The sequence below is a fragment of the Pseudomonas sp. B21-010 genome (assembly GCF_024749325.1).
Lineage (GTDB): Bacteria > Pseudomonadota > Gammaproteobacteria > Pseudomonadales > Pseudomonadaceae > Aquipseudomonas > Aquipseudomonas kilonensis.
Genome location: NZ_CP087198.1, coordinates 2252677 through 2274532 on the forward strand (window position 1 = coordinate 2252677; position 21856 = coordinate 2274532).

19 protein-coding genes are annotated in these 21856 nt (G+C 62.8%); 5 read left to right on the plus strand and 14 right to left on the minus strand.

Features of this window, described 5'->3' with window-relative positions; translation table 11 throughout:
• Positions 1-13 precede the first annotated feature (13 nt).
• A complete protein-coding gene (locus tag LOY50_RS10075; RefSeq protein ID WP_258691299.1) occupies positions 14-139 on the minus strand; it encodes a hypothetical protein in 126 nt (41 codons plus the stop codon).
• A 934-nt stretch (positions 140-1073) separates the two neighbouring features.
• Between LOY50_RS10075 and LOY50_RS10080 the strand changes: the two genes are divergently transcribed.
• Positions 1074-1928, plus strand: coding sequence for a DUF2242 domain-containing protein (locus tag LOY50_RS10080; protein ID WP_258690764.1), 855 nt, complete (start codon positions 1074-1076; stop codon positions 1926-1928).
• A gap of 304 nt (positions 1929-2232) precedes the next feature.
• On the opposite strand, the gene LOY50_RS10085 is transcribed toward LOY50_RS10080, so the two are convergent.
• The 3 genes from LOY50_RS10085 to LOY50_RS10095 all read right to left on the minus strand — a co-directional run bounded on the left by LOY50_RS10085 (position 2233) and on the right by LOY50_RS10095 (position 5793).
• A complete protein-coding gene (locus LOY50_RS10085; protein WP_253473076.1) occupies positions 2233-3270 on the minus strand; it encodes an AraC family transcriptional regulator in 1038 nt (345 codons plus the stop codon).
• A 2-nt stretch (positions 3271-3272) separates the two neighbouring features.
• Complete coding sequence (locus LOY50_RS10090; protein WP_258690765.1) at positions 3273-4403, minus strand: carbon-nitrogen hydrolase family protein; 1131 nt, start codon at positions 4401-4403, stop codon at positions 3273-3275.
• Between the two features lie 172 nt (positions 4404-4575).
• Positions 4576-5793 (minus strand): DUF3422 domain-containing protein, encoded by a 1218-nt coding sequence (locus tag LOY50_RS10095; RefSeq protein WP_253473082.1) that lies wholly within the window; start codon positions 5791-5793, stop codon positions 4576-4578.
• Between the two features lie 240 nt (positions 5794-6033).
• On the opposite strand from LOY50_RS10095, the gene LOY50_RS10100 reads away from it, so the two are divergent.
• Together LOY50_RS10100 and LOY50_RS10105 are read left to right on the plus strand one after the other, a co-directional pair.
• Positions 6034-8073, plus strand: a complete 2040-nt coding sequence (locus tag LOY50_RS10100) for an FAD-dependent oxidoreductase (RefSeq protein ID WP_258690766.1) — start codon at positions 6034-6036, stop codon at positions 8071-8073.
• 187 nt (positions 8074-8260) lie between these two features.
• Positions 8261-9169 carry a 1-aminocyclopropane-1-carboxylate deaminase/D-cysteine desulfhydrase gene (locus LOY50_RS10105; RefSeq protein WP_258690767.1) on the plus strand — a complete coding sequence of 303 codons (909 nt, stop codon included), beginning with the start codon at positions 8261-8263 and terminating at the stop codon, positions 9167-9169.
• 6 nt (positions 9170-9175) lie between these two features.
• Here LOY50_RS10105 and LOY50_RS10110 read toward each other — a convergent pair whose 3' ends face one another.
• Positions 9176-9724: a cytochrome b gene (locus LOY50_RS10110; protein ID WP_214508987.1), complete on the minus strand. Its 549-nt coding sequence runs from the start codon at positions 9722-9724 to the stop codon at positions 9176-9178.
• Between the two features lie 126 nt (positions 9725-9850).
• Positions 9851-11257: a type VI secretion system Vgr family protein gene (locus LOY50_RS10115; protein WP_258690768.1), complete on the minus strand. Its 1407-nt coding sequence runs from the start codon at positions 11255-11257 to the stop codon at positions 9851-9853.
• Between the two features lie 219 nt (positions 11258-11476).
• On the opposite strand from LOY50_RS10115, the gene LOY50_RS10120 reads away from it, so the two are divergent.
• Complete coding sequence (locus tag LOY50_RS10120; RefSeq protein ID WP_003199952.1) at positions 11477-12181, plus strand: YebC/PmpR family DNA-binding transcriptional regulator; 705 nt, start codon at positions 11477-11479, stop codon at positions 12179-12181.
• 147 nt (positions 12182-12328) lie between these two features.
• Here the strand turns inward: LOY50_RS10120 and LOY50_RS10125 are convergent, their stop codons facing one another.
• From LOY50_RS10125 to LOY50_RS10160, 8 genes are all read right to left on the minus strand, one after another.
• Positions 12329-13672, minus strand: a complete 1344-nt coding sequence (locus tag LOY50_RS10125; protein WP_253473094.1) for a leucine-rich repeat-containing protein kinase family protein — start codon at positions 13670-13672, stop codon at positions 12329-12331.
• 263 nt (positions 13673-13935) lie between these two features.
• On the minus strand, positions 13936-14997 hold the full coding sequence (locus LOY50_RS10130; RefSeq protein WP_057447748.1) for an ABC transporter substrate-binding protein: 1062 nt from the start codon (positions 14995-14997) through the stop codon (positions 13936-13938).
• 18 nt (positions 14998-15015) lie between these two features.
• Entirely contained in the window at positions 15016-16131 is a 1116-nt protein-coding gene (locus LOY50_RS10135) for an FAD-binding oxidoreductase (RefSeq protein ID WP_258690769.1), read from the minus strand.
• Positions 16128-17483 (minus strand): NAD(P)/FAD-dependent oxidoreductase, encoded by a 1356-nt coding sequence (locus tag LOY50_RS10140; protein ID WP_258690770.1) that lies wholly within the window; start codon positions 17481-17483, stop codon positions 16128-16130. Before LOY50_RS10140 ends, LOY50_RS10135 begins: the two co-directional genes overlap by 4 nt.
• A 301-nt stretch (positions 17484-17784) precedes the next feature.
• Positions 17785-18075 (minus strand): (2Fe-2S)-binding protein, encoded by a 291-nt coding sequence (locus LOY50_RS10145; protein ID WP_258690771.1) that lies wholly within the window; start codon positions 18073-18075, stop codon positions 17785-17787.
• A gap of 7 nt (positions 18076-18082) precedes the next feature.
• Positions 18083-18877, minus strand: a complete 795-nt coding sequence (locus tag LOY50_RS10150; protein WP_258690772.1) for an ABC transporter permease — start codon at positions 18875-18877, stop codon at positions 18083-18085.
• A 6-nt stretch (positions 18878-18883) separates the two neighbouring features.
• Entirely contained in the window at positions 18884-19753 is an 870-nt protein-coding gene (locus LOY50_RS10155; RefSeq protein WP_186710009.1) for an ABC transporter permease, read from the minus strand.
• Entirely contained in the window at positions 19750-20775 is a 1026-nt protein-coding gene (locus LOY50_RS10160; protein WP_258690773.1) for an ABC transporter ATP-binding protein, read from the minus strand. Before LOY50_RS10160 ends, LOY50_RS10155 begins: the two co-directional genes overlap by 4 nt.
• Before the next feature lie 244 nt (positions 20776-21019).
• On the opposite strand from LOY50_RS10160, the gene LOY50_RS10165 reads away from it, so the two are divergent.
• Complete coding sequence (locus LOY50_RS10165; protein WP_258690774.1) at positions 21020-21856, plus strand: IclR family transcriptional regulator; 837 nt, start codon at positions 21020-21022, stop codon at positions 21854-21856.

The following is a 21856-nucleotide window of genomic DNA, read 5'->3' on the forward strand; positions in this document are numbered from 1 at the left end:
GCTTGATGCTTTTTCAAACCTGGTTGTGATGCTGTTCAGTTAGAAAAAACGGCGCTTCTTTCAGAAATGGAGAAGCGTCGTTTTTTTTGGCTTGGGTTTTGGGTTTTGGGTGTATATCCGTTTCTTCGGTGATGGTCACTGGCGGTTCCGTTCTTACAGCGGCTCACTTTTGAGAAGCCCGGGAGCCGGCCCAGTCAAAAGTAAGCAAAACGCTCATGCCCCACCACTCGGTGCCTCGCCTAGGCTCGGCATCCATGCCGGGTTGCCCACTGCGCAACACCTTCGTTCAGCCAGCGTGGTTAACGGGGCGCCCGAGATCAACCTCCACCGCGAGGCGGCCTAACAGCCGACCTGGCTCTCCCGGTCGTACACCCATTAGATCTGTGGGAGCAAAGCTTGCTCGCGAATGCGGTGTTCCAGTCAACGATGATGTTGGATTTTCCGACGTCATCGCGAGCAAGCTCGCTCCCACAGGTTTTTGTGTTGTGTGCAGATGTTGTGAACACCGCAAGCTCACTGTGGGGAGCTTGCTCGCGATAGCGGTGGTTTAGTTGCAATGATGTTGGATGTGCCGACGTCATCGCGAGCAGGCTCGCCCCCACAGGGGAAACGCGGTCCCACCAAGAACCAGGTCGGCTGTCAGGCCGCCTCGCTTCGGCTTTTGATCTGGGGCACACCGAGCCTAAGCGAGGTGCCGAGTGGTGGGGCAAAGCGTTTTTGGTTACTTTTGGCTGGTCCGGCTCCCGGCTTTTCCAAAAGTGACCCGCTGTAAGAGCGGAACCATAAGCCGCCGTTACCGCAGCAATGGATATACCCCCCTAACCACGCCTCCAGAAACGGAATAAAAAAATCTTCATTAACCGCTCAAGTGAACCGCATTAGGCCAAAACACCGGGGTTTTTGTATCTGCTTGTTGCCTGGAAAGCGGGTGTTCGTCGATCTATCCGGTTGGCGTCTTTTTCCTGCAAACAACCCCCAGTAAACTTGTAACCCCCTTGAAACAAGATTAGCCACGCTGCCAGGTCGCGTTCTGTTGCACAATACGCCCCGGACCGTTTTTCTCAGGATGTTCAATGTTCAAATCATTTCCCATGCGCACCGTCGGGCTTGCACTGGTGCTGGCCGCCGCAGCCGGTTGCTCGTCGAAGAAAGCCGCCATTTACGAGCACGAGAACTTCGACGACTCCGGCACGTTTTCGCGCACTTATCCAGTGAGCGACGCGGCGACCTGCGAGGCCGGGCGTCGGGCGTTGCTCAGCCAGGGCTACATCATCACCAGCAGCGATCCGAAGCTGGTCAGCGGTCACAAGAGTTTCCAGCAGACCGGCGACACCCACATGGAGATCAGCTTCAACCTGGTCTGTGCCGAAGACGGCGGTACTGGCCACCGTGCGACGATGTTCGCCAACGCCTTGCAGGACCGTTATGCCCTTAAGAAGACCAACAACTCCGCCAGCCTGGGCGTGGGCGTGTTGGGTTCGGTATCGATGCCGATCGGCTCCTCGGATGACTCGATGGTCAAGGTCGCCAGCGAAACCGTGTCGGCGGCCAAGTTCTATGAGCGCTTCTTTGCCCTGGTGGAGCTGTTCCTGCCTCCCGAGGCGAAGAAAGCGGCCGACAACGCCGAGAAACCGAAAACTGAACTGGGCATTCCGGAATCCAAGGTCGAACCGGCCACCCTGATGCCTGCTCCAGCGCCTGCGCCGGAGCCCGTTGCCCCTGCGCCAGCCACCCCGGTGGAAGAGGTCGCGCCGGCCCCCGTCGAAACCACTCCCACGGTCTCGGAGCCCGTCGCACCGCCGAGCGAACCCGCGCCGATTGCGCCCGAGTCGTTCGAGTCTGCGCCGACGACGGAAACCGTTACACCACCACCGTCCAGCTCGTTACCGGCCCCGACCGAGCCGATCCAGCCGCTTCCGGCATCCTGAGGTCCAGTGGCAGGGAGTAACGCCCTGTCACACTTCACACGGTAATTTCCCGGCCCTGTGCTACGTTTAATTCATGAAGCCTTTGCTTCATGTTTTGTTCATAAAGCAGCTTTATGCTGATGCCAGCGCCATAAGGCATTGGTCTCAATGACAGGGGAAGGACACGTAATGGATGATTATCAGGAAGAGCTGCTGGAATACCAGGCGTATGAACTGGACCCGTTGGAACCCGCCGAAGATGCGACGGAGTTGTGAGGATCGCGACACGCTGCAAGTGGTAAGCGCCAAGCCAGGTTCTTGAAGCTCAAACCCCTCGGTGACTACGACGAAACTCTCCGGGCGTCTGGTTGTTCCAGCGCTTGAAGGCTCGTTGAAATGCCTCGGCTGAGGCGAATCCCAATAGATAAGCGATTTCGCCGAACGCCAGTTCGGTATCGCGTATGTAGGTCATGGCCAGGTCGCGGCGGGTGTCGTTGAGGATGGCGCGAAACTGCGTGCCTTCCTCGGCCAGCTTGCGACGCAGGGTCCAGGTCGGCAGCTTCAGGCGAGCCGCCACTTCTTCCAGGTCGGGTTCCCGGCCGCCGTTGAGCAACGGTCCCAGCAATTGGATGATGCGCTCGCGCAGGCTGCGGGTGCGGGTCAGTTGTTCCAGTTCCCATTCACACAACTGAAGCAGATGGTGCCAGGTGCTGGGGCAATGCTGTGGGTTGCGCTGGGCGAGGCTGTCCAGGCCCAGGCGCAGTTGATTCTGTTCGGCGCCAAATTGGATCGGGCAGTCACCGAGCGTGCGGTAGGCCTCCAGGTAGGCCGGCGCCTCGAATTCGATTTCGATGCGTTCTGGCCGCAGCGCGATGCCGCTGACGCTGGACAGTTGCGCAAGCCAGCCGGCAATGATCGAGTCCACGACAAAGCGGTTGTAGGCGTTATACGGGCTGATGGAATAGAACCGTAGCCAAGCGCCTCGGGCATCTTCATGGAAACTCGATTGGCCGCGATAGTTGGAGCCATACAGCGGCTCGAAGCGGATCATGCAGCGGGCGGCCTCGCGCACGGTTGGCGCCTGGGCCGCGGTAACGCCCGCCAACCCGGCCTGGCTCAAGCGGCCGAGTTGGCCCATGCGCAGGCCCAAGGCCGGGTCCTGGGTTTGTTGAATCGCGGCGTGGCCCAGACGCATGTAGCGCGGGATCGACAATCGTGCCCCGGGCTCGGCCAGGCGCGCGGCATCGAGACCGTACTGTTCAAGCAGAGGTTGAGGGTCTTGCCCATGGCTGGCGACGGCGTCAGCCAGGCTATGGACGAAGCCCACAGACAGGTCGCCCAGGCGCATCGGCTGCGGTTTCATGTTCACAGCCAGAGGTTCAGCAGGCGGGCGCCACGGGCGTTGCCATCGGGGAAGTGTTGGCCGTTGTGGCTGATGAAACTCTGGCCGGCGCTGCCGCTGTCCCAGAACTGGCCCCGCAGGAACACGCTGACGCCGCCCCGGGCCTGGCTGATGGGCAATTGGCCGGTCAGTGTCAGGCGATGCCAGGCTTGGCCCTCGCTCACTTCACCCGGCTTGAGGCTCACCTCGCTCGGCGTGGACAGGCCTTTATAACCGCTCCAGGGTTTGTCCCACGTATCGCGACCGATGATGAAGGCGGGCACCGCAATCAGTTGCGCGCCCTGGTCGTTGAGTTGCCGGTAATGGAGCGGGTACCAACTGTCGCTGCCGATCAGCACGCCCAGGCGCCCGGCGGGGGTGTTGATGACTTGGACAGCGGTCGGGCGGTCGGCCCCAAGCACGTCGCGCTGTTCAAACACCGGATGTCGTTGGCGTTGTGGCTGGCCGATCGGCCGGCCATCGCTGCCGAACACCAGGCTGCTGTTGTACAACGCACCGCGACCGATCTTCAGTTCACCGTCACTGACACTGGGCTCGGGAAGCACAATGGAGCCGGCCACCAGGGTGATACCGAACTCCTTGGCCAACCCACCGAACAGCGCTTGATAGTCATGGGCCATGCGCTCGGCTTTCATGCGCAGGTAGGCATCCTCCAGTCGGCTATCGCCTTGAGCGCTGACCAATGCCTGGATAAACGCCAGCGGATTACTGACCGCCAGCCAGTTCATGGCTTCCTTCAGGCTGGTGGCCTGGTACAACTCGTCTTTTTCGCCACCGACCATCAACCAGGTGCCGATGCTTTCGGGCAGGACCACCACGGTCTTGGCATTGAGAAAGCCCTGGTCGCGAGCCGTCTGCAGATAGGCCGCCAGTTTGCGATGCAGGCGCTCGGGGCTCTGGTAGTCGGTGGGGAACAGTTCGGGTTGGATGCCCAGCAAGTTGCCGCGGTCGGCGGGTTTGCCCTGGTCGACCGCCAGGCTGATGCGCAGGTCTGACAGGTAATGACCCGCCGGACGATCCGTCGTCCACAGTGCGTAGGTGATCAGGGCGGCAATCAAGGCCAAGGAAAACAGCAGGTACAAAAATTTGCGCATGGGAGAACAGTCAGCGGCCGTGTGCAGGTTCATGATTTTTCATCAAGAGCTACGGGGCAGGGTACGGTAAAACAAGGGATTAGCGAAGGGCGGGCGCTGATTTGTACGCACGGTAAGCACACACAGAGGGTGTCCAGGAAGCTTGGGACACCCTCTGTGCTGGCAAGGCGCGCTAGTGACTTTTGGCTTTCCGGATCCGGATCAGAATCAGCAGCATGATCAACAGCACCGGCGGCGTCATGCCCAGCAGCGCTTCGCGGGCCGAGAGGTTCGCGCCCAAGGTGTGCAGCCCGCTATAGACCAGTTTGAACAGGTTGATCAGGTAGTAGGTGATGGCAATGATCGACAGGCCTTCCACCGCGCGCTGGATCTTGATCTGTGCATCGGCACGCGCATTGAGGCTGCGCAGGATCTCGGCGTTCTGGTCCTCCATTTCGACCTGTACGCGGGCTTGCAGCAGGTCACCCAGGTTGGCGACGCTCATGGCCAGTTGCTCGAGGCGTTGTTCGGTGGCTGCGCAATAACGCACCGTGGGTTTGAAACGCCGTTCGATGAACACGCCCAGCCGCTGGCAATCGCCCAGGTGGCTTTCACGCAGCTCCCCCAGGCGCTCGAACACCAGTTGGGCGTAGGCGCGGGTGGCGCTGAAACGGTGGCGATTCTTGACGGTGCTGCTGACGACCTGGCGAGACAACAGGGCGATGTCCTCCAGCAGGGCCTTGGCATGCACGCCGCTGGCATTGGCGTTGCGTTCGGACAGGCTCACTAGGGTGCGATCGAATTCGTTCAGTTGCGGGTCCAGTGCCTTGGCGGTATTGAGCGACAAGGAGGCCATCATGCGATAGGTCTCGATTTCCAGCAGGCGTCGGATCATGCGGCCTTGACGATAAGCGTTGAGCCGTCGATTGATGAACAGCAGGCGGTTGGTGCCGTCCTCGGTCAGGCGAAAATCGCTCCAGACCACCGCATCGCCACCGCCCACGCAAGAGCCGCATGGGTCCTTGAAACCGTAGCTGGGCAGGTCGAGACCGGCTTCGGCGCGCACCACCACCTGAACGGCATTGATCAGGTGCTGGGCATGGCCTTCGATACCCTGGGCAAGGCATTCGGGCAGCGTTGTCCAGTGCAGTTCGTTGGTGTTGGCGGGAACGACCAGGGTCAGGGTGAAGAACTCGGCGTGGCGCTCCCACTTGAGCGGGTGTCCTTCGAGGCGGGTGATGCCTTGTGCGGCTTCTGCTGCGACGGTTTCAGGGCACAGGCGCTCGAGCAGCGCGTTGCACTGGGCGTTGTCGCCCAGAAACGCCAGGTGGAAGACGTGGGCCGGTTCGTCAAAATATAACGACGGGCGGGCGTGTAACTCGTTGTGCAGCATTTTTCGTTGGGGATGCATGCAATGACGACCGTGTTATTAGGGTTGTTTTTTGGTTCGAGCACCTGGTCCAGCGTTGATAGGACTGGTTCATCCCGCTGAGAGTCACGCACAGCTGATCGGCGCCCTGCACATTTGGATCATTAAGTTGTCAGTTACGGTCATTGAGCGCCCGCATCCGGACTCTTACGCTGGGGGCCATGACAGACGCAAGCCGCAGAGCTTGCGCTTTTTCCGTGATTGCCCGTTGTGGAGTTACCGATGACCGCCTCTCATTACCCGCATCTGCTGGCCCCGCTGGACCTGGGTTTCACCACCTTGCGCAACCGTACCCTGATGGGCTCGATGCACACCGGCCTGGAAGAGAAACCCGGCGGCTTCGAACGCATGGCGGCGTATTTTGCCGAGCGCGCCCGGGGCGGCGTGGGCCTGATGGTCACCGGTGGGATCGGGCCGAACGACGAGGGCGGTGTCTACTCCGGGGCGGCCAAGCTGACCACCGAAGAAGAAGCGCTCAAGCACCAGATCGTTACCCGCGCCGTACACGAGGCCGGTGGCAAGATCTGCATGCAGATTCTCCATGCCGGGCGCTACGCCTACAGCCCCAAGCAGGTGGCACCGAGCGCGATCCAGGCGCCGATCAACCCGTTCAAGCCCAAGGAACTGGACGAGGAGGGTATCGAGAAACAGATCAGCGATTTCGTCACCTGTTCGGTACTGGCCCAGAAGGCCGAATACGACGGCGTCGAAATCATGGGGTCGGAAGGTTATTTCATTAACCAGTTCCTGGCGGCCCATACCAACCACCGTACCGACCGTTGGGGCGGCAGCTATGAAAACCGCATGCGCCTGCCGGTGGAAATCGTCCGTCGGGTGCGTGAGGCGGTAGGCCCGAATTTCATCATCATCTTTCGCCTGTCGATGCTCGATCTGGTGGAAGGCGGCAGTGCCTGGGACGAAATCGTCCAGTTGGCCAAGGCCATCGAGCAGGCCGGCGCGACGATTATCAACACCGGTATCGGTTGGCACGAAGCGCGGATTCCTACCATCGCCACCAAGGTTCCGCGCGCCGCGTTCAGCAAGGTCACGGCCAAGCTGCGTGGCTCGGTGAACATCCCGCTGATCACCACCAACCGCATCAACACCCCGGAAGTGGCCGAGCAGATCCTCGCTGAAGGCGATGCCGACATGGTCTCCATGGCCCGGCCATTCCTGGCCGATCCGGAGTTCGTCAACAAGGCCGCTGCCGGTCGCGGCGATGAAATCAACACCTGCATCGGCTGCAACCAGGCGTGCCTGGACCACACCTTTGGCGGCAAGCTCACCAGTTGCCTGGTCAACCCGCGGGCCTGCCACGAAACCGAGCTGAACTACCTGCCGGTGACCCAGGTGAAGAAGATAGCCGTGGTCGGTGCCGGCCCGGCCGGCTTGTCCGCTGCCACGGTGGCGGCCGAGCGTGGACACCAGGTGACGCTGTTCGATTCGGCCAGCGAAATCGGTGGCCAGTTCAACGTCGCCAAGCGCGTGCCAGGCAAGGAGGAGTTCTTCGAAACCCTGCGCTACTTCAAGCGCAAATTGCAGACCAGCCATGTCGAGCTGTGCCTCGACACCCGGGTGGATGTGGCGCAATTGGTGGCCGGCGGTTACGACGAGATCATCCTCGCCACGGGCATCGCGCCGCGCGTGCCGGCGATTCCCGGGGTGGAGCATGCCAAGGTGTTGAGCTACCTGGACGTGATCCTCGAGCGCAAGCCGGTGGGCCGCAGTGTCGCGGTGATTGGTGCCGGCGGTATCGGCTTCGACGTGTCGGAGTTCCTGGTGCATCAGGGCGTTGCCACCAGCCAGGACCGCGAGGCGTTCTGGAAGGAGTGGGGTATCGACACCCACCTCGAGGCTCGCGGCGGTGTGGCCGGGATCAAGGCTGAACCTCATGCGCCGGCGCGCCAGGTGTTCCTGCTGCAACGCAAGGCGTCCAAGGTCGGTGACGGCCTGGGCAAGACCACTGGCTGGATTCACCGCACGGGCCTGAAGAACAAGCAGGTGCAGATGCTCAACAGCGTCGAGTACCTGAAGATCGACGACGATGGCCTGCACATTCGCATCGGCGAAACCGGTGAGCCGCAAGTGCTGGCCGTGGACAACATCGTGATCTGCGCCGGCCAGGATCCGCTGCGTGAATTGCAGGAAGGCCTGGAGGCGGCGGGGCAGAAGGTTCATCTGATCGGCGGTGCCGACGTGGCGGCGGAACTGGACGCCAAGCGGGCGATCAACCAGGGTTCGCGGTTGGCGGCGCAGCTTTAAGGCAGCGCCTCAGGAAACCCCTTGTGGGAGCGAGCTTGCTCGCGATAGCGGCAGGTCAGTCAACATTCATGCTGCTGACTAACCGCTATCGCGAGCAAGCTCGCTCCCACAGGGGGAAGTGGTGAACCTGAAGTCACCCGCTGCCAAGCTGTTAAGATGCCGGCCTATTTCCCCCTGGCCTGCTGCCATGCTGCTTCCCGCCCTCGACTGGCATCCCCAACCCCGACTCGAACCCCTTCATCTGGACTGGCTCGCCCGAGCCGGTGTTGAAGTGGCGGTGTTGCGCCTGGACCGGATCGATCCACTGATCAGCGGCAACAAGTGGTTCAAGTTGGTCCATCATTTGCGCGCCGCCCATGAGGCCGGTGCCGAGGGGGTCATGAGCCTGGGCGGGGCTTATTCCAACCATTTGCATGCGTTGGCGGCGGCGGGCAAGCGCTTCGGGTTTCCCACGGCGGGGCTGTTGCGTGGTCATCCCCAGGACACGCCGACGGTGCGCGACCTGAAAACGTTTGGCATGGACCTGCACTGGTTGGGTTATGGCGGATACCGAGAGCGGCACGCGCCGGGTTTCTGGGCGCCGTGGCAGATCCGCTACCCACATTTGCATCCGGTGCCCGAGGGTGGTTCAGGATTGCCCGGCGCACAAGGCTGCCAGGTGTGGGCGGCGAGTGTCCGTGAACAACTGGCGACGTTGGGATGGGCGGATTTTCACGGTTGGTGGTTGGCTTGCGGCACCGGTACGTCGCTGGCCGGGCTGGTGCTGGCCGAAGCGGGACAGCGCCCGGTCTATGGCGTGCTGGCGGTGCCCCAGGACCATGGCGTGGTGCAGCAAGTCGAACGCATCGTGGGGGAGGCGGGCCTGTGCAGTCCGCTTTATGAATTGTTCGACGGCAGCCGTGGCGGTTTCGCCCGGGTCGATGCCGAGCTCACCGAGTTCATCGAAACCACGGCGGCCATCGAACTGGAGCCGTTGTACACCGGCAAAGCCTTGCTGTTGCTTAAAGCGCGGGTCGAGGCCGGACGGTTTGCCCCCGGCACCCGTTTGATTTTCGTCCACACCGGCGGTTTGCAAGGCCGCCGAGGGTTCGAGTAACGGCGATCAGCCGCGTTTGGGCATCATCCGCAGCAGTGTGTTGTCCCGTACTACATAGTGGTGGTACAGCCCCGCCAAGGCATGCAGGCCAATCAACCAGTAGCCGATGGTACCGCCCAGCACGTGCCAGCCTTCCAGTTGCTTGGCAAACTCCTTGTCTTGATTGATGAGCAAGGGCAGATCGAAACCGTAGAACATTACCTGATGCCCTTCGGCGCTGGTGATCAGCCAGCCCAGCAGCGGCATGGCGATCATGAACAGGTACAGCGCCCAGTGCATCAGGCGAGCGAGAACGGTTTGCCATGCAGGCGACGCCGGGAAAATCGCCGGAGCCTTACCCATGCTGCGGGCGAACAGGCGTAGCCAGACCAGCAGGAACACCGTCAGGCCGAGCATGAAGTGCGCTTCCTTGATCAGGGTCCGGCCGCCACTGCCCTTGGGGAAAATCCCACGGAACTCGATGCAGGCATAAACCACGGCCAGCAGGACCAGCATCAGCCAATGCAAGGTTACCGTGACGGTACTGTAGCGGCTTTCTGAGTTTTTCCAGGGCATTGCAGGTATCTCCAACAATCAGGGTAGAGCGCCGTCTAGAGCGGCGTTATCCGCTTACTGTAAGCCCGTTTCGCTGGGTTTGCATGAGCCAGATCAGTTTTGCCGGCAGGAAGCCACAGGGTTGAGTCAGGGCGTCAAGTCCGGCGGATTCAGCAGCCAGTCCAATAGCAGCCCCGCATCATGGTTGCCACGGGGCGATTTCGGGGGCGTGGCGGTATGGCCTGCGCCGGTATCGACAGCCCCTGGGCACAGCACCGGTCGATCAGGGTCGCCGTCGAGAAAACTCACCAGCACTTCGCTGCCGGCCATCAGGCTGGGGCTGCCATCCAGCGTCAGCCGCGACACGGGCAGGGTGATGCCGTCCTGGTCCGGCGCCCATAGGCTGACACTCACCTGGCCACGTTCATCGCGGCTGGCCGGCTGGCCGGTGCGGCCGAGTACATGGGCCAGGTGGTTCCCGGGGATGCAGGGCTTGGGATGCTTGAGGGCTGGCCTGAACGTGGTGGACCAGGGAATGGCGGTGAACCGGTTGCGGTAGTCACGGGCCGACGGTGCGGCGGGCAGGTCCGGCTCCAGGATCGAAAACTGCCGTCCGCGATGCTGGACCTCGGTGATCAACCATTGATCGTTGAAGGTGGAAACCGGGTGTTCGCAGACCTGCACGATGTCGCCGACGTGCAGGGCCGGTTGGGTGCTGTGGCCATGGATTTCCCGTTGCCGGCAGCGCAACCGTTCAAGGTGGCGGCGACCGGCCTGGTAACGGTGAGCCAAGGCCGGGTTGCCGCGCATGGCTTCGTGATCGATCTGCTCTAGGGGTTGATTCGCCGCCGAGGCCTCGGCTTCGGGCGGGGCCCGGTCACTGAACCCGACGGGCAGGCCAGGCATCATCGGATGGTGACGCAAATACAAGCGTTTGATGGCCGGCAGCAGGCTGTCGTTCGGGCGCAGGGGTAGCTCGATGGGGCGCGCGGGAAAGCTCTTCGGGTCTTCGGCGAACACCAGCACATGGCCCTGGGGAGCGTGTTCGAAGTGGTAATGAATGCCTTCTTCCTCGCACAGGCGTTGCAGGAGGGTCAGGTCGCTTTCGTCGTACTGGATGCAGAATGGGCGACACGGATACTGCCCATGGGGCAGTTCGAAACGGTAACTGTCGACGGGTAGCGCGTGTTCTTCCAGCAGGCGTTGCAGCACCTGCACCACGCTGAGCCGATGGAAAACCCGGCGCTGCGGGCCTTGCTCCAGTTGCTGGAGGTAGGGAACCAACGTCAAACGATAGCCGATGCGCCGCGGCGCCAGGGCACTCAGGCTAACGCTGTGGACAATCCCATGGACGCCCGATTCGCCGTCCAGGCGCAGGAAGGCCGGATGCCCCAAGAGCAGCTCGGGATCTATCGGCGGGGCGAGGCCGATCAGTTCGAGGTCAAAGCGGTATGGCTGGTTGAGGGCTTCGCGGCCATTGAACCGCAAGACTTGCAGTTGCAAGTCGCTTTGCGTGAGCGTCAGGCTGAAGGGACTTTCCGTGTCGTTGCGCATCGCAGCTCCTACTGGCGGGGAGAGAGGCGCAGAGGGTACGAAACCGCGGGGGGAAACGGTGCTTGTGAGTCGCTATTTCAGAAACGCCCTACAACACGCTGTGAAAATGTCGATCCGGCAGGGTGAATTTTTTGGTCGATCAGCCGGTTTAGGCCGTATAAACTTGCGCCACAGCGCCGGCCGGCAGATGTCTCGGCGCGTCAGACAAGAGAGTGAGTAATGGGCGCACAGTGGAAGGTTAAACACAAAGAAGCGGCTGCCAACGCCAAGGGCAAGATCTTCGGCAAACTGGTGAAGGAAATCACCATTGCCGCGCGCAACGGCGCTGATACCGCTACCAACGCGCACTTGCGACTGGTGGTCGAACAGGCGAAGAAGGCCTCGATGCCCCGCGAGACCCTGGAACGTGCGATCAAGAAAGGTTCTGGCCAGCTCGGTGAAACCGTGCAATACCACCGCGTCACCTACGAAGGGTTCGCGCCGCACCAGGTGCCGCTGATCGTTGAATGCGTGACCGATAACATCAACCGTACCGTTGCCGAAATTCGCGTCGCGTTCCGCAAGGGCCAACTCGGCGCCTCGGGTTCGGTGGCGTGGGACTTCAACCATGTCGGCATGATCGAAGCCGCGCCGGACAGCCCGGACGCCGATCCGGAAATGGCCGCCATCGAGGCCGGTGCCCAGGATTTCGAGCCGGGCGAAGAAGGCGCGACGTTGTTCCTCACTGATCCTGCCGACCTCGATGCCGTACAGAAGGCCTTGCCGGAGCAGGGTTTCACCGTGTTGTCGGCCAAGCTGGGCTATCAGCCGAAAAACCCGGTCAGTGGCCTGACCGACGAGCAGATGGCTGAAGTCGAAGCCTTCCTCGAAGGCCTCGACAACCATGATGACGTGCAGGACATGTTTGTCGGGTTGGCGGGTTAACAATCCCCCCTGTGGCGAGGGAGCTTGCTCCCGCTCGGCGGCGCGTAGAAGCTGTGTAGGAGCTGTCGAGTGCAACGAGGCTGCGATCTTTCCCCTGACACTTGAATCCCAAGTGAAAGATCAAAAGATCGCAGGCTTCGCCAGCTCCTACAGAGCCCAGCGGGAGCAAGCTCCCTCGCCACGGTTGCGCAATAAGCCTTCAATTTCATCAAACCCCGGCCGCGCCAATACATCAGGCTGACAGCAGCGCACTTGCAGATCCAGCAACGCTTCCAGTTCCTCAACACCGAGCGCCGGTTCGATCCGCGCCAGCAATTCCCCCAGCAGAATCCCGAAGGCCCGCACTTCGATGCGTTGCAGGGCGCGGGTTTGCAGGTTGTCCGTGGTGGCGTGGAACGACGCCGCGCCAAAATCCCCCAGCAGGCAATCGCCCTGGTCATCGCACAGAATATTGTGCCCGTAGAGATCCCCGTGGGTGATGCCCTGGCGGTGCAGGTGCGCCGCCACCGAGGCAATGCCATGGGCGATGCGCAGGGCCGCCGGAGCGCTCAGGCGCAGTTCATCGGCATAGACGTCGCGGCTGCACGACGCCAGGCTCGGCAGCCCGGCGAGGTTACGGTAGCTGGGCTCGATCAGCGCCATCACCAGCCCGGCCTGTTGCTCGGGGTGCCCGGCAACCTGGCCCAGCACCTCAATCAGGTTAGGGTGTCGACCGGCAGTGATGCAGGCATGCATCTCATGCAGCGGCGAGCCGTCGCTGGTCATCTGGCCTTTGTACAGCTTCACCGCGACCTTTCGTGCCACCTGGCCGGGCGCCTGCCAGAGCGCCTGATGAATCACCCCCGACGCACCTTCGCCCAGTTGTTGCTGCAGTTCCAGGTGCGACCAGTCAATAGGCGTCGTGGTATTCAGGGCCGCCGCTTCTGCCTGGGTTTCCAGTGGGTTGCCGGCGTAGGCCAGCCAACTGAGGCTCGGCAAGGTGAGCAGCCATTGCGGCAGTTCGCTCAGTTGGTTGGCGGCGATGCGTAGCAGTTCGAGGCGATGACACTGGCCCAGGCTCGCCGGTAATTGCCGCAAGCGGTTGCCGGCCAGCATCAGTTTTTGCAGAGAGGGGCGTTGACCCAGTTCATCCGGCAATTGGCTGACGCAGTTGTCGGTCAGGATCAGCCAGCGCAGCCGTGGCGGCAGTGCGGCGCCCGCGACGTGCGTAATACGGTTGGCCTTGAAACCGACCATGGTCAAGGCGCTGCAACGGCCCAGGCATTCGGGCAGTTCTGTGAAGCGGTTGTCCGAACAGAACAGCACACGCAGGCGAGTCAGCCGATGCAGGTCGTCGGGCAGCGTGTCCAACTGATTGCCACTGAGGTTGAGAATCTCGAGGGAATCGGCCAGGTCGAAGATTTCCCGGGGAAACTCCGTCAAGCCGCAGGCCAGGTCCAGCCGGGTAATGCCTGAGAGTTGGCCTGCGCGTAGTTGGGCGAGGGTGTGCATGGAGGGGTTCGCTGTTGATCAAGAAGAAAGAGCGCAGAAAAAACTGTGGCGAGGGAGCTTGCTCCCGCTGGGCTGCATTGTAGGAGCTGTGTAGGAGCTATGTAGGAGCTGTCGAGTGAAACGAGGCTGCGATCTTTCCCCAACCACTTGAGCCTCAAGCGAAAGATCAAAAGATCGCAGGCTTCGCCAGCTCCTACAGAGCCCAGCGGGAGCAAGCTCCCTCGCCACAGGTTAATGGCCGCATGATAACCGCAAAATTCGCGCTAGCGCTCGATGCTGCGGTTCCAGCGGGCGTTCCAGGCTGGGCGTTGTTCGTTGACCTGGTCCCAATCCACGGCAATCGCCGTTTCCAGGTATTGCTTCATCGCCTCCACCTGGCCGCGGGTCTTGTCGGTGGTCGGGGTGTTGGGGTTGGACGGGATCTGGTCGCCTTCTTCCAGGGCGATGGCCTGGGCTTGCGGGGTCAGCAGGAACGCCGCGAGCTTTTGCGCCAGTTCCGGTTGGGTGTTCTGGGCGATGGCACATTCGGCGACGTTGAGGACCACGGCGCCTTCCTTCGGCTGGGCATATTCGACCGGCATGCCCTTGAGTTTCAACGCGGTCACCTGGGTCGGCGTCAGAGGGAACAGCGCGGCTTCGTCGGTCTGCAGCATTTCGGATATCTTCGCCGAGCTCGGGATGTACTCCAGCACGTTGCGCCCCACCGTGTTCGGCCAGGCCTTGAAGCCCGGTTCAACGTCGGTTTCGCTGCCGCCCTGGATCCGGTTGAACATCAAAAAGCCGTGCAGGCCGAACGTGGACGAGGCCATCGACTGGAACACCACTTTGTCCTTGAAGCGTGGATCGGCCAGGTCCATCCATGAGGTGGGCGTATTCCAGCCCTTTTCCTTGAACAGCCGGGTGTTGTAGGCCAACCCGGTCACGCCGAGGCTGACGGCCACGGCCTGATCCTTGATGCGCCCCTTGGCCGGGATCTGCGCCAGGGGCGGGCTGTCTTCGAGCTTGTCGCACAAGCCCATGGCGATGGCGCGGTACATGATGCCGTCATCGAGGAACATCACGTGCATCTGCGGGTTGCCTTTGCTGGCCTGGACTTTGGCCAGGATGTCGGCGGAGGTGCCGGGCACGATGACCACTTTGACGTTGTTGGCTTTCTCGAAAGCCGGCAAGACCTTGTCGGCATAGAGCCGCTCCATGGTTCCGCCGTTCATGCCCAGGTAAAGCGTCGGCTCGGCCAACGCCTGGGTGACCGGGAGCAGGGCGCCCAGGCAAGCGGAACCCAGCGAGCAGAAACCGAACAGTGCACTGCGTTTGACGTTATTCATTGGCGCGACCTTCCTCTATCAAGCAACGGAGATGGAGTGAAACCGGGTGATGGAAAACGCATCCAGCGGCGTGGTCGAAGCCCCGCTGCAGATGATCTCGGTGAGCGCCTGGCCCACCGCCGGGCCGATCTGGAAGCCCGCGCCGGCAAAGCCGAATGCGTGCAACAGACCGGGCTGGGTGCTGCTGTGGCCGATCACCGGCTGGCGATCGGGCAGATAACCTTCGGTGCCGCTCCAGGTACGAATCGCCTGGGCGCCTTCCAGGAATGGATAGAGCTCGACGGCCTGGCGCAGGATTTCCAGCACGGCGTTCTGGCCGGGGCGGGCGCGTGCAGTGTCCAAGGCAAAACCCTGGCCGCCGCCTAGCACGCAATTGCCGCGTGAGACTTGGCGGGCATAGATACCGCCGCCCTCGACGCCAGTGCTGGCGTCCATGACCAAGGGCAAGGGTTCGGTGACCAGCATCGCCGGGTGCCCGGCGTACATCGGCACCGCTTCGCCGAACTGCGCGGCGAACTGGCTCGCCCAGGCACCGGCGCAGTTCAGCAGCCAGGGCGCGTGGAAACTCAGGCCTGTTGCGGTGTGTACGGCAAAGCGCTGGCCGTCATGCACAACGTTGCTGACGGCGCATTGTTCGTGGACTTGCGCGCCATGTCGGCGAGCGGCCTGGGCAAAGGCTGGCGAGACCAGGCGCGGATTGGCGTGGCCGTCGTCCGGGCACAGCGACGCCCCGACCGCAACAGTGCCGACCCACGGAAAACGGGTGCGCAGGGCCTCGCGATCGAGCAGTTGCAGATCCAGGCCAAAGCCCTGGCTGGCGGCAGCGTAGTCGTGCAGCGCTTGCAGATCTTCAGCGCTGCGGGCCAGCTTTAAATGACCGCTGCGCTGGTACTCGCCGTCGATGCCAATCAACTGTGGCAACTGGCTCCAGATTTCATGGGCCCGTTGCGACAAGGGCAATTGCGACAGCGGCCGGCCCTGGCGGCGCACACCGCCGTAGTTCACGCCGCTGGAGTGCGAACCGCAGAAGTCGCGCTCCAGCAACGCCACCCGGCGTCCGGCCTGGCTCAGGAACAGCGCGGCGGAGGCGCCGACGATGCCGCTGCCAATGATCACTGCATCCACTTCGATCATGGCTCGACCTCCAGGCCGAACGGCACGGGCTTGATCGGCGCCTGGGCCCGCAAGCGGCCGATGCTGGACACGGTGCGGCCACTTTCGCGGGCAATGATTTCCGCCGCGGCGGCACCGCACATTCGTCCCTGGCAACGGCCCATGCCGACCCGGCAATGCGCCTTGACCCGATTGATCTCCCAATGGCCTTCGCCCACCACCTGGCGGATATCGCCAGCGCTGACTTCTTCGCAGCGGCAAATCATCAGGTCATCGGCAGCATCGGCGGCCCACGCTTCAGGAAAGGCAAACGCACGTTCCAGGCCCTGTCGGAAATGGCCGATGCGTTCGAGGGATTGTTCCAGCTGAGTGCAACGCTGCGGGTCGATCAGATAACCAATGTCTTCGAGCAAGGCCAGGGCCGCCCGTTCACCGGCCATTTCAGCGGCGTCGGCGCCCATGATGCCGGCACCGTCACCGGCCAGGTAGATCCCCGGCACGCTGCTGCGTCCGGCGCCGTCGCGTCGTGGCAACCAGGCGCGGTTGAGGGCGTTCCAGGTGAAGTCGCAGCCCAGCAGGTCGGCCAGTTGGGTTTCACTGCGCAAGCCGTGGGCGAAGGCCACCGCGTCACAGTCGAGGGTGTGTTCGCCGTTGGCGTTGCGCCATTTCAACGACTGCACCCGCCGTTCGCCATCGAGACCCGACAGGCTCGCGTCTTGATGCACGGCGATGCCGTGGGCGGTCAGCCAGGCGCGATAATAGAGGCCCTTGGCGAGGGTGGCCGGTTGTGCCAGCAGGCCGGGCAGGGCGCGGACCTGGGCGCCAAAGGGCGAACTGTCGAGCACCGCGACCACGTTGGCGCCGGCCCGGGCGTATTGATAGGCCACCAGATACAGCAAGGGGCCGCTGCCGGCGAACACCACCCGCTCACCGATGGCACACCCCTGGAATTTCAGGGCGATCTGCGCCGCGCCCAGGCTGTAGACCCCTGGCAGGGTCCACCCGGGTACAGGCAGGATCCGGTCGGTGGCGCCGGTTGCGACGATCACGCTGGCGTACTCGAGGCGGTCGGCGCGGCCTCCATGCAGGGTATCGAGCAGGCCGGCTTCGGCGTTCCACACCAGGGTGTCGGGGCGGTAGTCGAGCTGTCCGCGCAATGCGTCGAGCGTCTGGTGGATGGCGTTGGCCTTGTGCGCTTCGAAGCCATAGAGCTTGCCTGGCGAGCGCTTGAAATTAGCCGGTTGGCGCCGATAGATCTGCCCGCCACCGCGGGCGGCTTCGTCCAGCAAGACCGGGTACAGGCCGTGGGCGACCAATGTCTGCGCGGCACGGATACCGGCGGGGCCGGCGCCGATGATGGCTATTGGTTTCATCGCCACCTCATTGGCTGGACCGGGGGATTTGTGCTGCGCTCGAAGCCGTCATCGCGAGCAAGCTCGCTCCCACATTGGATCTGTTGTGGATGCTGGTTTAGCGCTCGCCGCAGTTCCCCTGTGGGAGCGAGCCTGCTCGCGATGACGGCGGCACATGCGACAACAGCGGCAGCAGACAGACCGCTTTCGCGAGCGGGCTCGCTCCCACATTGGATCTGTTGTGGATGTTGGTTGCGCACACGCCGCAACTCCCCTGTGGGAGCGAGCTTGCTCGCGATGAGGCCAGGCCAGTCGACGGTGTTCATACCTGGCGCCCCGGTTCGCGGCTGATGTGCTGGCCGGCTTCGAGCAGGGTCGAGCAGGCGCGGACGCGGCGGCCGTCGCCCAGGCGCACCCAGCAGTCCTGGCAGGCGCCCATCAGGCAGAAACCGGCCCGGGGCTCGGCGCTGAAGTCGCTGCCGCGCAGCTGTTCGCTGCAGGTCAGCACGGCGGTCAGCAGCGTGTCCCCCAGCAGGCCGGTGGCAGGCTGGCCGTCGAGGATAAAGTCCAGGGCCGGGCGGTCGCCTTCGGCCAGTCGTTTCAGCAGCGCCATGGTGCCCTCATTGTTTGCCTACCAGGACCCGATCCAGGCCATAGACCCGGTCGAGCAGAATCATGGTCAGCGCGGTGAGCGCGATGACCAGTGCCGACACCGCCGCCATCATCGGGTCGATGGATTCGGTGGCGTACACGTACATGCGCACCGGCAAGGTTTGCGTGGCCGGCGAAGTGACGAAGATCGACAGCGTGACTTCATCGAAACTGTTGATGAACGCCAGCAGCCAGCCCCCGGCCACCCCCGGCAGGATCATCGGCAAGGTGATTTGCCGGAACAGCGTGAAGCGTCCGGCCCCCAGCGATTGCGCGGCCTGTTCGGCGCTGCGGTCCAGGCCGATGGCCGAGGCCAGCACCAGACGCAACACGTAGGGCGTGATCACCAGCACGTGGGCGAAGATCAGCCAGGCAAAGCTGCCGTTCACGCCCATCAGCGCAAACAGGCGCAGCAATGCCACCCCCAGCACCAGGTGCGGAATGATGATTGGCGACAGGAACAGGCCGTTGAAGAAGTCCCGGCCGGGGAACTCGAGCCGGGTGATCGCCAGGGCCGCCGGCACCGCGATCAACGTCGCCAGCGAGGCCGCGCTGAACGCCAGGACCAGGCTGTTGTAGAACGCGTCGACAAAATCCGCGCGCTCGAACACCGCACGAAACCAGCGCAGGGAAAACTCGGTGGTCGGCAGGCTCAGGGTGTTTTCCGGGGTGAAGGCGACGAGGCAGACCACCACCAGCGGCGCGAGCATGAAGACCACCACCAGGGCGTGAAACAGCAGCGCTAAAGGACCGTTTCTAGACATGACCCATTACCCCAATGACTTCTTGTAGCGGCCTTCGATCATCCGGTTCCACGACAGCATGATCAGCAGGTTGAGCAGCAGCAGCGCGACGGCAATGGCCGCGCCCATCGGCCAGTTCAGTTCCGACAGGTACTGGTCGTAGATCAGCGTGGCGACCATCTTCAAACGCCGTCCGCCGAGCAGGCCGGGAATCGCGAAGGAGCTGGCGGCGAGGCCGAACACAATCAGCGTGCCGGACAGCACGCCGGGCATGATCTGCGGCAGCACCACTTTGCGGATCACCGTGAATTGGCTGGCCCCCAGGGACAGCGCGGCCTGTTCGGCGGCCGGGTCGAGTTTCTGCAGCGAGGTCCAGACCGGAATGATCATGAACGGCAACATCACGTGGACCAGGGCGATGACCACGGCGAACGGCGTATAAAGCAGCTTCACCGGCGCGCCGCCGAAGGCTTGAAGGGCCTGGTTGACCAAGCCGTCGGCGCCGAGCAGGAGGCTCCAGCCAAAGGCCCGCACCACCACTGAAATCAGCAGCGGGGTGAGAATCAGGATCAGGAAAATCGAACGCCACGGCGCGCCCATGCGGCTGAGGATGTACGCCTCGGGCACGCCGATCAGCACGCACAGCAAAGTGGTCAGGGCGCTGATCCAGAACGTGCGCAAAAAGATCTCGTAGAAGTACGGATCGCCCAGCAGGCTGGTGTAGTGCTCGAAGGTATAGGCGTCGCCGTTGATGCCCGAACTGTAGTCGAAGACGTTGAACGACAGGACCAAGGTCAAGCCCAAGGGAATGACCAGCAGGCCCAGGTACAAGGCCAGGGCCGGCGCGGACATCAGGTAGCCTTGGCGACCGCGGCGCATCGCATCGATCAGCTTCATGCCGGCACCTCGTCCGCGCTCAGTACCCGCAGCAGCGCCGGGTCCCAATCCAGGCCCACCGCCGTGCCTTCTACCAGGGGCGCGGAGCCGTCGTTGCGGCGCACCACGCAGAGTTCACCCAGGCTGGTCGAGAAGCCGTACAGCCATTGGCTGCCAAGGAAGAAGCGGCTGACGAGGATGCCTTGCAGTCGGCCTGAACCGGCCTCGCACAGGTCGATTTTTTCCGGGCGCAGGCTCAGGGTCAGGTCGCCATTGCCCTGGCTGCAGGCTTGAACGACACCCGCACTGTCCCGCATGCCGGGCAGCAGGTTGGCTTTGCCGACGAAGCCGGAAATGAATTCGGTACGCGGGTGCTCGTAAAGGGTGTACGGCGCGTCGATCTGGGTGATGCGCCCGGCCTGCATCACCACGATCCGGTCACTGATCGACAGGGCTTCGGACTGGTCGTGGGTCACCATCAGCGTGGTGATCCCGACTTCGCGCTGGATGCGGCGGATTTCGTATTGCATCTCTTCGCGCAAATTGGCGTCGAGGTTGGACAGTGGCTCGTCGAGCAACAGCACTGGCGGCTCGATCACCAGCGCTCGGGCCAGTGCCACGCGTTGGCGCTGGCCGCCCGAGAGTTCTCGCGGGTAGCGGTCGGCGTGGCGGTCCAGGCGTACCAGTTTCAACACTCGGTCCACCCGTTGTTGCAGTTCGGCAGTGGCCACTTTGCGCATGCGCAGGCCGAAGGCGACGTTGTCCTGGACGGTCATGTGGGGAAATAGCGCGTAGCTCTGGAACACCACACCCAGGCCACGGCTGGCGGGCTTGGCGTGGGTAATGTCGCGACCGTCCAGCAGGATGCGCCCACTGCTGACTTCGACGAAGCCGGCGATCATCTGCAGGGTTGTGGTCTTGCCGCAGCCGGAAGGTCCCAGTAGCGAGACGAACTCGCCTTTTTCCACCGACAGGTTGGTGGCGACCACGGCGTCGATATCGCCGTAACGTTTGCCAAGTCCTTCAAGTTGCACAAAAGCCATAGCTGCGCTCCACCTGGGATTGTTATGCGTCGCCTGCGGGCGCGCTTTTTTATGGGCAGATACGAAAGGGTGTTGCTGGGGTGCGTTGGTGCTCGACCTTGAGTCGGCTGCCGCTGTTGTTCGAATCGCCCCTGTCTGGACGAAGAGTAGGACGAAGAATAGGATGGGCTCAATGGACTATTTCACTGAAGCGAAGACTATTTTCGGTTTCATTCAGTGAGTAAATTTAATAATGAGAAATGGCATGTCTGATTCCACTGATCGGAATAATGAGAAAGGCGAAGTCGGTGTCGGTGCGGTCTCCCGACTGTTTGCCGTGTTGCGCAGCCTGGGTGACACCGCCGAGGCTGGGGAGCGGGTGACGCAATTGGCCCAGCGCATCGGCCTGTCCCAGCCCACCACGCATCGCTTGTTGCGCAGCCTGATGGACGAAGGCATGGTCGAGCAGGACGCACGTAGCAAACGCTACCGCTTGAGCCTGGAGTTCTTCGCCCTGGCCGCCCGCGCCGGCAACACCGGCAACCTGCGCGAACTGGTGCGCCCAGCCATGCTGCGGTTGTCGGCCTCCCTTGGGGACTCGTTGTTTTTGCTGGCGCGCAGTGGTTTCGATGCGGTCTGCCTGGACCGCAGCGAGGGGCCGTTTCCGATCCGCACGTTCACGGGCGACATCGGTGGTCGTGTGGCGTTGGGCGTGGGGCAGGGCAGCTTGGCGATCCTGGCGTTTCTGCCGGAGGAAGAGCGCGACACGGTGATTCAATACAACCTGCCGCGGCTCAAGGATTTCCATTTGTACGACGAAGTCTTCCTGCGTTCGGAAGTGGAGAACGTGCGCACGCTGGGCTACGCCGGGCGCAATACTGGCGTATTGCAAGGCATGGCCGGAGTGGCCGTGCCGATCCTGGACCGTGACGGCCGGGCCGTGGCTGCCTTGAGCGTGGCAACGGTGAGCGACCGCCTGGGGCCCGATCGCCTGCCGACGGTGGTGGACATGCTCAAGCGCGAGGCAGCCCTGATCGGACCGCGGATCAACCCGTTCGACCCATTGCTGCGCAGGCCTTCGCAGGTGTTTGGGCAGGGCTGA

Excerpts from the sequence above, each read along its gene's own strand:
- LOY50_RS10080 (WP_258690764.1), top strand. The coding sequence starts at position 1,074 with ATGTTCAAATCATTTCCCATGCGCACCGTCGGGCTTGCACTGGTGCTG.
- LOY50_RS10085 (WP_253473076.1), bottom strand. The coding sequence starts at position 3,270 with ATGAAACCGCAGCCGATGCGCCTGGGCGACCTGTCTGTGGGCTTCGTC.
- LOY50_RS10090 (WP_258690765.1), bottom strand. The coding sequence starts at position 4,403 with ATGCGCAAATTTTTGTACCTGCTGTTTTCCTTGGCCTTGATTGCCGCC.
- LOY50_RS10095 (WP_253473082.1), bottom strand. The coding sequence starts at position 5,793 with ATGCATCCCCAACGAAAAATGCTGCACAACGAGTTACACGCCCGCCCG.
- LOY50_RS10100 (WP_258690766.1), top strand. The coding sequence starts at position 6,034 with ATGACCGCCTCTCATTACCCGCATCTGCTGGCCCCGCTGGACCTGGGT.
- LOY50_RS10105 (WP_258690767.1), top strand. The coding sequence starts at position 8,261 with ATGCTGCTTCCCGCCCTCGACTGGCATCCCCAACCCCGACTCGAACCC.
- LOY50_RS10110 (WP_214508987.1), bottom strand. The coding sequence starts at position 9,724 with ATGCCCTGGAAAAACTCAGAAAGCCGCTACAGTACCGTCACGGTAACC.
- LOY50_RS10115 (WP_258690768.1), bottom strand. The coding sequence starts at position 11,257 with ATGCGCAACGACACGGAAAGTCCCTTCAGCCTGACGCTCACGCAAAGC.
- LOY50_RS10120 (WP_003199952.1), top strand. The coding sequence starts at position 11,477 with ATGGGCGCACAGTGGAAGGTTAAACACAAAGAAGCGGCTGCCAACGCC.
- LOY50_RS10125 (WP_253473094.1), bottom strand. The coding sequence starts at position 13,672 with ATGCACACCCTCGCCCAACTACGCGCAGGCCAACTCTCAGGCATTACC.
- LOY50_RS10130 (WP_057447748.1), bottom strand. The coding sequence starts at position 14,997 with ATGAATAACGTCAAACGCAGTGCACTGTTCGGTTTCTGCTCGCTGGGT.
- LOY50_RS10135 (WP_258690769.1), bottom strand. The coding sequence starts at position 16,131 with ATGATCGAAGTGGATGCAGTGATCATTGGCAGCGGCATCGTCGGCGCC.
- LOY50_RS10140 (WP_258690770.1), bottom strand. The coding sequence starts at position 17,483 with ATGAAACCAATAGCCATCATCGGCGCCGGCCCCGCCGGTATCCGTGCC.
- LOY50_RS10145 (WP_258690771.1), bottom strand. The coding sequence starts at position 18,075 with ATGGCGCTGCTGAAACGACTGGCCGAAGGCGACCGCCCGGCCCTGGAC.
- LOY50_RS10150 (WP_258690772.1), bottom strand. The coding sequence starts at position 18,877 with ATGTCTAGAAACGGTCCTTTAGCGCTGCTGTTTCACGCCCTGGTGGTG.
- LOY50_RS10155 (WP_186710009.1), bottom strand. The coding sequence starts at position 19,753 with ATGAAGCTGATCGATGCGATGCGCCGCGGTCGCCAAGGCTACCTGATG.
- LOY50_RS10160 (WP_258690773.1), bottom strand. The coding sequence starts at position 20,775 with ATGGCTTTTGTGCAACTTGAAGGACTTGGCAAACGTTACGGCGATATC.
- LOY50_RS10165 (WP_258690774.1), top strand. The coding sequence starts at position 21,020 with ATGTCTGATTCCACTGATCGGAATAATGAGAAAGGCGAAGTCGGTGTC.